Origin of the sequence: Paraburkholderia sp. USG1 (assembly GCF_031570135.1) — a bacterium.
Lineage (GTDB): Bacteria > Pseudomonadota > Gammaproteobacteria > Burkholderiales > Burkholderiaceae > Paraburkholderia > Paraburkholderia dioscoreae.
The window spans coordinates 69,191-82,652 of sequence record NZ_JAMWXW010000014.1 but is presented as its reverse complement, the minus strand read 5'-3'; the positions used below and the strand labels follow the sequence as shown (position 1 = coordinate 82,652).

Here is a 13,462-nt window from a genome sequence, read left to right as displayed (position 1 = left end):
AGGGCGTCTGCGAGTCGAGTTCCATCGAATGACTGCTCACCTGCATGCGCCACTAATCCGAAGCCGTCTCATGCGTATCGGAATGCCCGGAGGCGGTCTTGCGCTGTTTGCACGCACCGGGCACGCGGAGATCGTCGCGCCGCAAGACGCGCTTCATCCGGCCGGCATTCAGGCCGCGTACATCCTCGGGCTGTGGCATGTCACGTTGATCGTGTGCGGCGTGGTGTTCGCCGCGGTGCTTGCCGCCGTGCTGATCGCGCTGATGCGCCGTTCCGGCGGCCCCGACCGTCATGCGGCCGACGGGCAGATGCCGCACGAGCGCCGTGCGCAGAGCGCGATCGTGCTGGCAAGCATGGTGTCCGTGGTTTTGCTGCTTGGACTCGTGGTAGCAGACGTGTTGACGGACCGCGCGCTGTCCCGCCTGCCGGTCGGCAATGCCTTGCACATTCAGGTGACGGGCGAGCAGTGGTGGTGGAAGGCGGATTATCCCGGCGACGCCGGGCATCCCGGCTTCGCGACCGCCAACGAGTTGCACGTTCCGGTGGGACGGCCCGTGATCGTGTCGCTGAAGGCGAGCGACGTGATCCACAGTTTCTGGGTGCCCAATCTGCACGGCAAGAAAGACATGCTGCCGGGCATCGATTCGACGATCGAATTCCGTGCCGATAAACCGGGCGTCTACCGCGGACAATGCGCCGAATTTTGCGGCGCCGAACATGCGTTGATGGCGATGCTGGTGTTCGCGCAAGCGCCCGCCGATTACGAATCATGGGCCGCGCGGCAAGCCGCGCCCGCTTCAGCCGCCGCGGACATGACGACCGTGCAGCGTGGGCTGCAAATCTTCGAGCAGTCGAGTTGCGCGAACTGCCATAGCGTGCGCGGCACGTCGGCGCGCGGAACCGTGGGACCGGACCTCACGCATCTGATGAGCCGTCAGACGATCGCTTCGGGCGTGCTCGCCAACACGCCGGGCAATCTCGCCGACTGGATCCGCGATCCCGGCGCGACCAAGCCCGGCACCACCATGCCGGCCGTTCCGTTATCTGCGCCCGATCTTCAGGCGCTGGTCAGCTGGCTCGCCACACTACGATGACGGCGCCCGACAATTCCCCCCGCCAGCGTTCCGACCTGCTGGTGAAGGACGGACCGGATGCGCCCGCCGGGACACGTGCCATGCTCGCCGAAACCTGGAGCGATCCGGCCGGATTCGTCGGCTGGTTCTCCGCCGTGAATCACAAGACCATTGCGCGCCGTTTCATCGTCACCACCTTCGTTTTTTTCCTGCTGGCCGGCTTGCTCGCGCTCGTCATGCGCACGCAGCTCGCACGCCCAGGCAACCGTCTGGTTGGACCTGATCTGTACGACGAACTTTTCACCCTGCATGGCACGACCATGATGTTCCTGTTCGCCGTGCCGGTGATGCAGGCGGTTGCGAGCTACCTGATTCCCTTGATGATCGGCGCGCGCAGCGTGGCGTTCCCGCGCATGAACGCCTACGCGTACTGGGTTTTTCTGTTCGGCGGGCTGACGCTGTACGTCGCCTTCGCGCTCGGGGCCGCACCGCGAGCGGGATGGTTCAGCTACGTGCCGCTCGCCGGCCCCGACTACGCAACCGGCAAAGGCACGGACATCTGGGCCCAGATGATCACCTTCACCGAGCTTGCCGCTTTGCTCGAAGCGGTGATCCTCATCACGACCATTCTGAAGATGCGTGCGCCCGGCATGTCGCTCAACCGGCTGCCGCTCTTCGCATGGGCGACGCTCGTCACGCAGTTCATGATTCTCTTTGCGATGCCGTCGATCATGCTGGCAAGCACGGCGTTGATTCTCGACCGGCTGGTGGGCACCCAGTTCTACAACCCGGCGCTCGGCGGCGACGTGCTGTTGTGGCAGCACCTGTTCTGGTTCTTCGGCCACCCGGAGGTGTACCTCATTTTCATTCCCGCACTCGGGTTCATGTCGTCGATCATTCAGACCTTCGCACGGCGCCCGGTGGTCGGCTATCCGGCGATGGTGCTGTCGCTGATCGCGACCGCGTTTCTCGCCTTCGGCTTATGGGTGCACCATATGTTCGCCACCACGGTCCCCGAACTGGGCAAGAGTTTTTTCACGGCGGCAAGCGTGCTGATCGCGGTGCCCTCGGGCGTGCAGATTTATTGCTGGCTGGCGACGCTGCTGACTGGCCGTCTTCAACTGAAGGCGCCGCTGCTTTTCGTGTTGGCGTTCTTCTTCGTTCTGGTGCTGGGCGGTATGACCGGCATCATGCTCGGTTCGGTCGCGCTCGATCTTCAGGTGCACGACACTTATTTCGTCGTCGCACATCTGCATTACGTGCTGATCGGCGGCGCGGTGTTTCCGCTGTTCGGCGCTTTCTACTACTGGTTTCCGAAAGTCACCGGTCGCCTGCTCGGCGAGCGGCTTGCGCGCTGGCATTTCTGGCTCTTCTTCATTGGCTTTAACGTCACCTTTTTTCCGATGCACTGGCTCGGCCTGCATGGCATGACGCGGCGCATCTGGACCTATCCGCAGGGTCTCGGCTGGGGGCCGATGAATATGAGCGCGACGCTGGGCGCTTACACGATGGGCGCCGGCGTATTGCTGTTTCTCGTGAACGTGCTGAAGAGCCGCGGGCATGGCGAGCGCTCGCCGGCCGACCCGTGGGGCGCGAGCACGCTCGAATGGAGTGTGCCGAGCCCGCCACCGCCGCACAATTTCGACGTGTTGCCCGTGGTGCATGGACGTGATCCGTTATGGGAACCGGTACGGCAGCCGGCGACAGTCTCCGGTCTCGCGGCGGGCGCGCGCGAAGTGCTGACCACGAGCGCGCTCGACGCGATGCCGGAAACCCGGCCGCTTTTCCCGACGCCTTCCATCTGGCCGTTTCTCAGCGCCGTCGCGACAACGGTCTTCTTCATCGGCTCGATCTTCACGCCGACAGCCGTGTGGTGGGGCAGCGTGCCGGTCGGCGTGGCGATGGTCGCGTGGTTCTGGCCGAGGCGCGGCAACAATGCGATCGCGCGGGCGCTGGAGCGCTTGCCCTGGGATGACGAGGTGTCACGCCGGACCGGCGACGTACCCGCCGATGCGGGCGAGGGGCCGCGAGTGAAACTGCTCGAACCGGGCGAAAGCGACACGGCGCAGGCGGCTTCGACACTCGAAGTGCGCCAGCTCCCAAGCTTCGGCTTCAGTCATCGCAGTTTGATGTGGTGGGCAACTGCGGGGCTCATGGCGATCGAAGGGACGGTGTTCGCGATCGCAGTCGCCATGTACTTCTATTTGCGCGGCGTGAATGCAGCGTGGCCGATGCATGCGCCGCCGCCTGGCTTGCTGTGGGGCACGGTCAACACGGTGATTCTGCTGGCGAGCCTGTGGCCGAATCAACTGGCGAAGCGCGCGGCGGAACGTGGCGATCGTGTCGGAGCCCGAATATGGCTGAGCGTGTGCCTGGCGTTCGCGGTGGCGTTTCTGGTCGTTCGCGGTTTCGAGTTCGCCGCGTTGAACGTCATGTGGTACGCGAACGCGTATGGCTCCATCGTCTGGTTGCTGCTGGGCTTGCATACCACGCATCTGATCACGGACACAGTGGACACGGCCGTGCTCGCCGCGCTGCTGTTTACCGGACCTTTCGAGGGCAAACGGCTTCTGGATACGAGCGAGAACGCGATTTACTGGTACTTCGTCGTACTGAGCTGGCTGCCTATCTATGCGGTGCTGTATCTCGCGCCGCGCATGCACCTGTAGAGCATGGAGCGCGACCATGAATATCTGGCTCGGTCTGCTCGCGGCGCCCACGGTGGTGCTCGCCACGCAAAGCATCAATTACGCGCTGATCCGGCTGGTCTGCGGGACGGGTGCGGTCTGGCCGCTTCATCTGGTGAGCGCGCTGGCGTTCGGATTCTGCGTGCTGTCGTCGTGGCTTGGCTGGGCGAGCTGGCGCGCGCAGGGGCATGCGGACGCTCCGGCTTACGCGTCGCGGGCGTCGCGCGGCGCTTTTTTCGCGCTGATGGCGATGGTTGTCGGCGCCCTCAGCGCGGTCGTTCAACTCGCGATGTGGTTTCCGCAATGGGTTCTCCCGCCTTGCCGATGAAGACACTTGCCGAACGCGCCGCCTTGACGCTCCTGCTGACCGGATGCCCGCTTGCGCGTGCCCATGTTTTGAGCGACGCCGAGCGCTCGGCGCCTTCGTTCGGCTGGAGCTTTGAGGCTTGGGTGATCGCGTTGATGGCGGTGAGCGCGCTCGCGTACGTGGCGGGCTACATCCGTTTGCAGCGTCGCGGCGGCAGGCTCGGGCGGGCGGCGCGGGCGCGCCGGCTGTGGCTGGCGGCATTCGTTGCCGGTTGGGCCACGCTCGTGATTGCGTTGATGTCGCCGCTCGATACGTTAAGTGGCGCGCTGTTTTCCGCGCACATGGTGCAGCACGAATCGATGATGCTGATCGCGGCCCCGTTGTGCGTGCTCGGCCGCCCGCTCGGCGTCTGGATCTGGGCGTTGCCGCGCGCCGCGCGGCTCCAGGTCGCACGCGCGGTGCGAACGCCGGCCGTCGCGCATGCGTGGCGGACGCTGACCGCACCGCTGACCGCCTGGCTGCTGCACGCCGCCGCGCTATGGGCATGGCACGCACCAACGCTGTTCGAGGCCGCGCTCGCGCATCCGTTCATACACACGTTGCAGCACGCGAGTTTCCTGGTGAGTGCACTGCTTTTCTGGTGGACCGTATTCGGCGACGGCGCGCGGCGGCAGTCGGGCGGCCACGCCATGCTCTCGCTCTTCACGACGATGGTGCACACCAGCGCGCTCGGCGCATTGATCACGCTTTCGCCCGGCTTGTGGTATCCGTCGTACGTCGAGACGTGCAGCGCGCTGGGCGTCGATCCGCTACAGGACCAGCAACTCGGCGGGCTCATCATGTGGGTTCCGGGTGCCGCCGCCTACTTGGCTGGCGGGCTTGTGGTGGCGGCCCGCTGGCTTGCTCGCGGCGACCGTTCGCCGCTTTTCACGCGACGGGCGGCCAGTGTGAAGGACGCCGCGCAATGAAGCACAGCCGGAACAACCGCAGCCTCAAGACATTCACGTCTGCCGTTCTGGCCGTCCTCTGCGTATGCGTTGTCGGGTGGATCAGCACATTGGGAAACCACGCCAACGCAACGGGCGAGGCCGATCAGGCCGGCGGCCGGCCCGACTCCCGCACGCCGGCGCCACCGGAGAAACGGTCCGCGAGCAGCGTGGCCGCGGCGACGCTGGCTCGCGGTGAATATCTCGCGAAAGCCGCCGATTGCGCCGGTTGCCATACGGCGGCCGGGGGCGGCGCCCCTTACGCGGGCGGTCTTGGCCTCGCGTCGCCGTTCGGCACCATCCAGTCGAGCAACATCACGCCCGACCCGCGATACGGCATCGGCCTATATACCTATGACGACTTTGAACATGCGCTGCGCAAAGGCGTGGCGCGAGGCGGCAAGCGGCTTTATCCGGCCATGCCTTATACGTCGTTCTCAAAGCTCTCCGATGACGACGTCCACGCGCTTTACGCGTTCATGATGCATGGCGTGCCCGCGGTGCCGAAGCCCACGCCGCCGTCGGACGTAACGTTTCCATTCAACCAGCGCTGGGCGCTTCGATTCTGGCAAATGGCGTTCGCGCCGCGCGACCCGTTCTCGCCCAAAACGGACCATGACGCGCAATGGAACCAAGGTGCTTACCTCGTGCAAGGAGCCGGACACTGCGGCGCCTGCCACACGCCGCGCGGCTCCGCTTTCGAGGAGAGCGGCTACGATGAGTCTTCGCGCGACTATCTGACGGGCGGTGTGAACGACCACTGGTTCGCGCCCAACCTGACCGGCGACGCAGGCTCAGGTCTTGGCCGCATGAGCGAGGGAGACATCGCCGCATTTCTCAAGACTGGACACGGGGCGGGGGCGATCGCCTACGGCAGCATGGTCGAGCACATCGAGGACAGCTCGCAGTATCTGAGCGATGAAGACCTGGAAGCCATCGCCCACTACCTCAAATCGTTGCCCGCGCAGCGGCCGTCGGGCACCTATACGCCGGGCAGCGATGCGGCGCGCTCGTCCGCGAACGGAAATCGGATTGCCGATTCGCTCCCGGTCGGCTTCTACGTGTATCGGTCGTTTTGCGCGAGCTGTCATCGTGACGATGGCAGCGGCGTCACGCACGCATTTCCGACGCTCGCCGGTAATCCTTCCGTTCTCACGGAAGACACTACTTCGCTGATTCGCCTGCTGGTGGAGGGGGGTAATAGTCCCTCCACGCTCACGGGCCCACCCAGGCAGGCCATGCCGGGTTTTGCGACCACGCTGACCGACGTCGAAATTGCTCTGGTGCTGACGTATATTCGCAGTGCGTGGGGCAACCACGCGCAGCCTGTCACGGCCAACGACGTGGCCACGTTGCGCAAGGAAATCCATAAGTAAGCGAGTAAGCGGCGCGCGGCGTGACCACCGCGCGGATGCTGCCGGCAGACCTGCCGGCCCGAACGCTCAGGCCTCGGGGAGCGGGCGAACTGCGGCACTTCTTTCTCGCCGCTAACGCGTCATTTTTTCAAACGTTGAAAAAGCGTGGCGTGACATATGCTGCATACCACAGCCATAACGCGCAGCCTCGTACGCGCCGCCGCGCGTTACGCGGTCGTCCGACGTGCAGGAAACCGCTCATCAGCACTGCTCGCCTCGCATGACCTTCGCACCATGCCAGCTCAGGAACAACTCGACGATCGCCCGAGTCGGGATACTGGCCGGCAGCGCCGCTATTTCGGTTGGACTGAACCAGTCGCACCGCGAGATTTCGTTGCAGGGCTCAGGTGACACGTCGGGCGCGAGGTCCGCGACAAACACATGATGCCGTTTCGCGAGGCCGCCAAACTGGAAAAGGTAATCGAGCCTCGACTGCACGATGGATGTTTCCTCTTTGAGCTCGCGGAGGGCCGCCTCCAGTGGAGATTCGGAGATTTTGATTGTGCCGCCCGGCAGCGACCACCGCGAGGGCCACGCCAGGCGCGTTCGGGCTACGAGAAGAATCCTCCCGTCGCGGATGCAGATGACGGTCGATCGATCTTTCATTGTGTTCCGTGCTGGGGATTGACGCAAAGCGGGTCGCAGTCGGCTCGCAAGCCGCAGCCGCGAATAGCATTTCGGGAATTGGTTCAGAGGCAACTAACGTGCCGGGTCCGACATGCCGCGGACTAGCCCGTCGATCTGAAAATACGAAGACAATGCACCCGTCGCGTTCGCCGTAGTCAAAGCCAGGATTACGGGTCGTGGATCACCGTTTGCGCCGGCTACACGCCGAGCCGTTTCATCAACCGCTGCGCGTCGAAGGGCGCATGTGTTTTCGCGTCGTTGTCGAAATAGCAGTACACGTCCCGCCTCGCAAGCGTGCGAGGGTGAAGATGCGGCGCGATCAGCCGCGCATCGTCCGGCTGTGAGCCGCGGCGCCATGCGTCGATCCGGGCGGCCCAGCGGTTCAACGCTTCGTCCCCGTAGGCGCCGGAGTATCGCGATTCGGTGCCATGTAGCCGGATATAGACGAAGTCGGCGGTGAGGTCTTCCGCCAGCGGCCACGCTTCGGTGGAGTCGGAGACCACCAGCGCGACATCGTAGTGTCTGAGCATCCCGACGAAGGCCGCGTCGAGAAAACTGGCGTGGCGCACTTCCACGGCGTGGCGCAGTGTCTGCTTCGGTTCAATCGAGACGTGCGGTGTCTTGACCCGCTCATCGTGCTGCCTGGCCAACGAACCTGCGGCGGCGGTGTCGCGAGGCAGCAAGCGTAAAAAACGCTCCATGCCCGCAGGCTCGAACGAGAAGGAGGGCGGGAATTGCCACAGAATGGGGCCCAGTTTTTCGTTGAGCGCGAGGAGTCCCTGTGCGAAAAAGTTGGCGCTTGCAACGTGTGCGCTCTCGTCGCGGAAACGCAATAAGTGCGTCAGATACCGCGCGCCTTTCACGCTGAAGACGAAATCGTCAGGCGTCCCGGCATACCAGCGCCGCCAACTGTCGAGCGACTGAAGGCTGTAGTGGGTACCATTGATCTCAATGGTCTGGAAAAGCGTGGACGCATATTGCAATTCGGCGGCCTGTTTGAGGCCGTGAGGATAGAAGCTGTCGCGCCATCCCTTGTAGCGCCAGCCGGAAATACCGATGCGTGCGTTGCCGGGTTGTTTCATGGAATACGTCGCGTGGTTGCCTGCGTAGACTATCTTCATGCGAAATGAGCAACGGCCGTTCCCGGCAGGGCCGCGGGAAAGATCGCGCGGACGTTGTGGCCGGCGCAAGTCCATCCGTTCCGGCGTCCGTTTGCGAGCGAACACAGCGAATTCATCAAGGAGTAGAAACGCATGCCAAAAGCCGCCGCAGCGACTCCGTTTCATGTTTTCGAGCGTGTGGTCATCAGCCTGTATGACGGCGGCGTGCTGTCGCCAGCGGTACTGGAGCGCGTCATTGGCGCGTTCGCGCAAGCGGATGCCAACTGGAAGACCGCTCCTCATGCCCGTTCCGTCGACGGCCGCTCGCTGCATGAAATCGTCGTGCTGACGATGCTACCTGGCGAGGCCCCGCAATCGCCTTCGGACTCGTTCATGACCGTCGTCGAACATATCGCCGGCGTATCGGTGCCGACACGCACTGGAAGTGCAAATGCCGAAGACGGTCAGCGGGCACGCGCAAAAAACAGAAAAAAACCGAGTGCGGACGAAGATTCCGGCACAGATGAACTCCTTGCGCAATTGTCCGGCAGCGCGCAGCCGGACAGCCGGCACCGCTCAAAAAAGGCCAATCCGCCGGCGCGTTCGAACAGCTTCAATCCATTCCTGAATGCAGCGTTGCCGCGTACAAAGAAATCGTGACGGCCACGGCAATTGATGCTCGTCAAACCCCACCAGCCCGCAAGGCCGATGATGTCTTCACCACTCCGCTCAGACTTCATGGAGGACATCATGGTCCGCTCAGAAAATAGAATCGTTTTTTCGGCAATCGCCGTATTTGTGGCACTGGCAGGTATCGGGGCGTCGATTCGCGGTTTGCTCTTCGACGAGCCGCCGGTGTTTCACTACGGCGTCGCGGCCCTGATCGTCGGCGTTGCGTGTTTTGTCATGCTGCTCAATTCGACAGCCGACGGCGACAGCCATAGTTAAGCGATTAGCGTTGCGCGGCACCGGTCATGCAAGATCCGTCCGGTGCCCGCACTTTGTCGCTCCGGAAGGCCCGGCCGGCTCCACGGGCGCGAGCCGCAACGAGCCCCAGCCGAGCGGCGCAAACACATGGCCGCCGGCCAGTTCGACCAGTTCCACGAATTTTTCGAGCGATACACCCGCGGCAATTCGCACCGGCGCGTTGTTGATGAAGTCCTGCGTGCGCAGCCAGGGCGCGTCGCCGCGGTTGATTTCGTTGACGCTGCGCGCGCAACCGTCGTACCCAGCGTCGGGCGGCAGCAGCGGCCCGTCGAACGCAACTGTCAGAATCTGCTGCGCCGCGTCCTCGTAGGGCAGGCCGGCGTGCTGTTCATAGGGCGCGCGTTCCCAGCCGTCGCCCCATTGCTCGGTGAGCGGCAAGCGTGTGAAATAGGCCCACGGCACACGCACGAAGCAGAGTCCGTACGCGTGACGGACACCGTCCAGATCGGTGGTCAGTCCCATGACGATGGCCTCCCGTAGGTCGAGACATCAGCGTTTCACATGTCGCTGTCGGAGGCGAACAGGCCGTGTTCCGGCTGCACCTGTTCGTTGTCGATACATTGCACATGCCAGTGGCCGGTCATCAGGGTGCGGCCGCGTTCGGCGCACCATTGGGCAGGTCCGGTTTCGCCTTCGAACGGCCCATCGCGGTCATTCAGATCGAGCCCTTCCAGCACACAGACGGGCGTCGTATCGTGCGGCCCGCATACGAGCGTATTGCCGCAATCCATGTGCAGCGTGCCCCATTCGGGCAGTTCGAGCCCGAGATGGCCTTCACGCGACCATTTCCGCGCGTCCTTGTCGAGCCACAGGATTGCAAATGCCATCGGATGGACACGATCGAACGTGTCGAGGTGGACAGTGAGACGCATGAAAGTTCTCCGAAACGTACGGCCGTCGTTCAAGCGAAGCGGACCGCGACACATCGCGGTCTCGAAGGCGGGTTCATTGACTCAGTACCCATTGCACCAGCGTATGCGCATCGTCCGCCGACAACGGGCCGCCGCGGTCGCCCGGCAGCGGCATCGCCATGTCGCCCCAATGTGCTTTGCCGCCGAGCCGCAGTTTGTGCTCGAGCATGAACTGCGCATTCGGCACGTTGCGATAGCGTTCGGCGATCTGCTGGAACGACGGCGCGAGGAACGGCGCATCTCGGGTGTGGCAAAACATGCAGTGCTGCTGATCGACCAGCGCGGTCGGTTCCGGCTCGGCACGCGCGGCGCCGGATGCCAGCGCTAACGCCGCACAGGCGGCCAGGCAGCTTCGGAATAAGGCAATCACGGCATATGCTCCAGCGCGGGGGATGACTTCAGTGTACGGGGACCAGGTTGGGTGCCGTTGACTTCGGTCAACCAGGACGGAATGCCTGAATTTGACGTCGCGCGCATTGGTCCTATGCTGCTGACAGGCGGGCGACCCATAGGTCGCTCCGTCCCGAAGCGTGGCGCGCGGCGCGTAGGCGCGCGAACACGACCGGTCCAGCCTCGCACCCTGCGCAACGAATCAGGTGACGGTCATGAAAATTCATTTTCCTGAAGAACGTCCGGAGTACTGTGCGCGCGATCTCGTCATTGCATTTCCGGCCGAAGTGGACGGCGAACGTGTGCAGTGCGCGATTACCGCCGAAGCGCTCGAAGACCATTTCGGCGCTGCGTCGCTGCGCGAGGAGGATCTGATTGCCGCGTTCGACTCGAACCGGCATCCGATCGAACGCGCAGCGAGGCAGTTGCTCCACGAGATCGGCGGGAAACCTGTGCTGATGCATAGCGGCTACTTCCGCTTTTGCGAGTGATTGCCCGCAGCGCAGCCGGCGGTGGCTGCAGTATCTTGTCGCGATGCTTGCCGCGGCGGGACTTGATAGGTACGCTGGCTTACCAGGTTTGAGGAGAACCGTATGCGTGCGATGGTGTTCGACGGTAGCTCAGCGTTGTTGCGTGAGCAGGAGGTGCCGGACCCGAAGCCCGGTCCCGGGCAACTCCTGATCCAGATTCACGCCTGCGGCGTGTGCCGCACCGATCTTCATCTGGTTGACCATGAGCTCGAGCATCCCAAGCAGCCCGTGATTCCGGGCCACGAGATCGTCGGTACGGTGGCCGGGCTCGGCGCGGGTGTGACGGGCTTTGCCGTCGGCGACCGGGTGGGTGTGCCGTGGGTCGGCCACACTTGCGGGCATTGCCGCTACTGCCTGTCGGCGCGGGAAAATCTTTGCGACGAGCCGGGCTTCACGGGCTATACGATCGACGGCGGTTATGCCGAGCGCACCGTCGCCGACAGTCAGTATTGCTTTCATCTGCCGGCGCAGTACCCGGATATCGAGGCGGCGCCGTTGCTGTGCGCGGGTCTGATCGGCTATCGCACGTTGAAAATGGCGGGCGACGCCCAGCGGATCGGCATTTACGGTTTCGGCGCGGCGGCGCATATCGTCGCGCAGGTCGCGCGTCATCAGAAGCGCACGGTGTATGCATTCACGCGCCCAGGCGATCGCGCAGCCCAGCAGCTCGCGTTGCGCCTTGGCGCGACGTGGGCGGGCGGCAGCGACGAAGCGCCTCCCGCCGAGCTGGACGCCGCCCTGATTTTCGCGCCCGTCGGAGCGCTCGTTCCGCAAGCATTGCGCGCGGTGGCGAAAGGAGGGACGGTAGTATGCGGCGGCATTCACATGAGCGACATTCCGTCATTCCCGTATGCATTTCTGTGGGGTGAGCGGAACGTGGTGTCGGTCGCCAATCTGACACGGGAGGACGGACTTGCCTTCATGCAAGTTGCTACCGGGCAGCGCCTTGAAATCGACACGACAACTTATGCGCTGACGGATGCGAACCGGGCGCTGAGCGATCTGCGGGATGGCAAGTTAACCGGCGCCGCAGTGCTCGTAGTCCGTTAGCCTGTTAGCCCGTTTAGCGCGCGGGCAGCCTTTCCCTGGCGCCCGCTGCGTGCCGGCGGCGGTCCCGACCGCGAATCAAACCCGCACGAGACCGTCGTGGTCGAGAATCCGGATATTCTTGCCGTGTGCATCGAGCAGTCCGTCACGCTGGAATTTGGAGAGCATCCGGCTCACCGTTTCGAGCTTGATGCCGAGGTAGCTGCCGATTTCCTCACGCGTCATGCGCAGATAAAACTCGGCCGGCGAATAGCCGCGCATTCTCAGGCGGTCCGACAGATTCAGGAGGAACGTCGCCACGCGCTGCTCGGCGGACATCGTGCCGAGCAACATCATCTGCGATGATTCGCGCACGATCTCGCCACCCATCATGCGGTGCACGTGTTGCTGGACGGCCTTGACCTCGCGGCACATGGCTTCGAGCAGATGGAACGGGATGATGCACATCTTGCTGTCTTCGAGCGCGATGGCGTCGCAGTTGTGGTGACCGGAGCACACGCCGTCCAGACCGAGAGAGTCGCCGGCGAGGTGAAAGCCCGTCACCTGTTCGCGGCCGTCGCGGTGCATGACGACGGTCTTGAACGATCCCACGCGCACTACGTAGATGCTCTGGAACGAGTCGTTCGCGCGATAGATCGTCTCGCCCTGTTTGATCGTGCGCGACGGGCAGATCAGCGCTTCGATCCGTTGCAGTTCCGTGGGCGTCAGACCTTGCGGCATGCAGATCGAGCGCATCGAGCAGGCCGTGCAGCCCAGTGTGTCCTTGCGCGGCGCCTGCACGGCGATCGGCACTACCCGGGGAGCGGGCGACATCGGCGGGAAGACGACTGCAGGCGCGGGGACGGAATAGGCGAGGACGTCAGACATGATGTGCTCCGGATGGTAGAAGGGCGCGCGTGCGATGTTCGCCGGCGATCCGCTGGATCGTGTTTCGCGCGAGATCAAATTCGCTGGTCTTGTCGAAAAAGTAGTGGGCACCGCTCATCAGGCAGGCGCGCCGAAACCACGCGCCCGAGTGGTTCGTCAGCACGATTGCGATCACATGGGGCATTTTTTTTGCCAACGATGTGAGCAATTCCATGCCGGTGCCTCCACTCAGATGCAACTCCGTCACGACCAGATCAGCCGCGCCAGTTTCGATGCCCGTGAGGGCTGCGCCGGATTCCTCGGCTTCGCCGACAATCTCCACGCCGTCCAGCGCGCCGAGCAGTGTGGCCATACGACGCCGCACCGATACTGCGTTGTCGACCAGAAAAACTCGGAGGGTGGGGTTCTCAGGGCTTGAGTTCATGGCTCGAAGTATCGGCCGCGCTGTCTCAAAATAAAATCGGCGCGGAATGAACTTCGAGTAGGTGGGCGTGAAGGTTTGTAGGGAGTTTCCTACAGGGGGCTAGGATGCACCA

General features: G+C 63.7%; 16 protein-coding genes. 9 read left to right on the top strand and 7 right to left on the bottom strand.

All coding sequences use genetic code 11. The features are described from left to right. The first annotated feature begins 82 nt into the window (after nt 1-82). The 5 genes from coxB to NE850_RS19710 are packed head-to-tail and all read left to right on the top strand — an operon-like array spanning nt 83 to nt 6,428. The gene (gene coxB, locus NE850_RS19730) at nt 83-1,093 is read left to right on the top strand and encodes a cytochrome c oxidase subunit II (RefSeq protein ID WP_165187463.1); all 1,011 of its coding nucleotides are present in this window, start codon (nt 83-85) and stop codon (nt 1,091-1,093) included. Then, nucleotides 1,090-3,741: a cytochrome c oxidase subunit I gene (gene ctaD / locus NE850_RS19725; protein ID WP_310699288.1), complete on the top strand. Its 2,652-nt coding sequence runs from the start codon at nt 1,090-1,092 to the stop codon at nt 3,739-3,741. Before coxB ends, ctaD begins: the two co-directional genes overlap by 4 nt. Nucleotides 3,742-3,757: 16 nt before the next feature. Beyond that, nucleotides 3,758-4,087, top strand: coding sequence for a hypothetical protein (locus tag NE850_RS19720; RefSeq protein ID WP_007181486.1), 330 nt, complete (start codon nt 3,758-3,760; stop codon nt 4,085-4,087). Next, on the top strand, nt 4,084-5,034 hold the full coding sequence (locus tag NE850_RS19715) for a cytochrome c oxidase assembly protein (protein ID WP_007181487.1): 951 nt from the start codon (nt 4,084-4,086) through the stop codon (nt 5,032-5,034). Before NE850_RS19720 ends, NE850_RS19715 begins: the two co-directional genes overlap by 4 nt. Further along, on the top strand, nt 5,031-6,428 hold the full coding sequence (locus tag NE850_RS19710) for a cytochrome c (RefSeq protein WP_007181488.1): 1,398 nt from the start codon (nt 5,031-5,033) through the stop codon (nt 6,426-6,428). Before NE850_RS19715 ends, NE850_RS19710 begins: the two co-directional genes overlap by 4 nt. Nucleotides 6,429-6,668: 240 nt before the next feature. On the opposite strand, the gene NE850_RS19705 is transcribed toward NE850_RS19710, so the two are convergent. Both NE850_RS19705 and NE850_RS19700 read right to left on the bottom strand, forming a co-directional pair. Further along, the gene (locus tag NE850_RS19705) at nt 6,669-7,073 is read right to left on the bottom strand and encodes an NUDIX hydrolase (RefSeq protein ID WP_051059009.1); all 405 of its coding nucleotides are present in this window, start codon (nt 7,071-7,073) and stop codon (nt 6,669-6,671) included. Nucleotides 7,074-7,291: 218 nt separating this feature from the next. Then, entirely contained in the window at nt 7,292-8,176 is an 885-nt protein-coding gene (locus NE850_RS19700) for a DUF72 domain-containing protein (protein ID WP_035518575.1), read from the bottom strand. A 171-nt stretch (nt 8,177-8,347) separates the two neighbouring features. Between NE850_RS19700 and NE850_RS39515 the strand changes: the two genes are divergently transcribed. Both NE850_RS39515 and NE850_RS19690 read left to right on the top strand, forming a co-directional pair. Beyond that, nucleotides 8,348-8,854, top strand: a complete 507-nt coding sequence (locus NE850_RS39515; RefSeq protein WP_007181491.1) for a hypothetical protein — start codon at nt 8,348-8,350, stop codon at nt 8,852-8,854. Between the two features lie 15 nt (nt 8,855-8,869). After that, entirely contained in the window at nt 8,870-9,142 is a 273-nt protein-coding gene (locus NE850_RS19690) for a DUF2964 domain-containing protein (RefSeq protein WP_405044867.1), read from the top strand. 24 nt (nt 9,143-9,166) lie between these two features. Here the strand turns inward: NE850_RS19690 and NE850_RS19685 are convergent, their stop codons facing one another. The 3 genes from NE850_RS19685 to NE850_RS19675 all read right to left on the bottom strand — a co-directional run bounded on the left by NE850_RS19685 (nt 9,167) and on the right by NE850_RS19675 (nt 10,462). Continuing rightward, nucleotides 9,167-9,643 (bottom strand): hypothetical protein, encoded by a 477-nt coding sequence (locus NE850_RS19685; protein ID WP_007181493.1) that lies wholly within the window; start codon nt 9,641-9,643, stop codon nt 9,167-9,169. Between the two features lie 35 nt (nt 9,644-9,678). Next, nucleotides 9,679-10,053 carry a DUF3564 domain-containing protein gene (locus NE850_RS19680; protein WP_007181494.1) on the bottom strand — a complete coding sequence of 125 codons (375 nt, stop codon included), beginning with the start codon at nt 10,051-10,053 and terminating at the stop codon, nt 9,679-9,681. Between the two features lie 73 nt (nt 10,054-10,126). After that, the gene (locus tag NE850_RS19675; RefSeq protein ID WP_007181495.1) at nt 10,127-10,462 is read right to left on the bottom strand and encodes a hypothetical protein; all 336 of its coding nucleotides are present in this window, start codon (nt 10,460-10,462) and stop codon (nt 10,127-10,129) included. A 226-nt stretch (nt 10,463-10,688) separates the two neighbouring features. Between NE850_RS19675 and NE850_RS19670 the strand changes: the two genes are divergently transcribed. Next, nucleotides 10,689-10,973, top strand: coding sequence for a DUF1488 domain-containing protein (locus NE850_RS19670; protein WP_085954203.1), 285 nt, complete (start codon nt 10,689-10,691; stop codon nt 10,971-10,973). 102 nt (nt 10,974-11,075) lie between these two features. Next, nucleotides 11,076-12,062 carry a zinc-dependent alcohol dehydrogenase family protein gene (locus tag NE850_RS19665; RefSeq protein ID WP_007181497.1) on the top strand — a complete coding sequence of 329 codons (987 nt, stop codon included), beginning with the start codon at nt 11,076-11,078 and terminating at the stop codon, nt 12,060-12,062. Nucleotides 12,063-12,137: 75 nt separating this feature from the next. On the opposite strand, the gene NE850_RS19660 is transcribed toward NE850_RS19665, so the two are convergent. Both NE850_RS19660 and NE850_RS19655 read right to left on the bottom strand, forming a co-directional pair. Further along, nucleotides 12,138-12,926, bottom strand: a complete 789-nt coding sequence (locus NE850_RS19660) for a helix-turn-helix domain-containing protein (protein WP_007181498.1) — start codon at nt 12,924-12,926, stop codon at nt 12,138-12,140. After that, nucleotides 12,919-13,350, bottom strand: a complete 432-nt coding sequence (locus tag NE850_RS19655; protein ID WP_007181499.1) for a response regulator transcription factor — start codon at nt 13,348-13,350, stop codon at nt 12,919-12,921. The genes NE850_RS19660 and NE850_RS19655 overlap by 8 nt, the downstream gene beginning before the upstream one ends. Between the last annotated feature and the right edge of the window lie 112 nt (nt 13,351-13,462).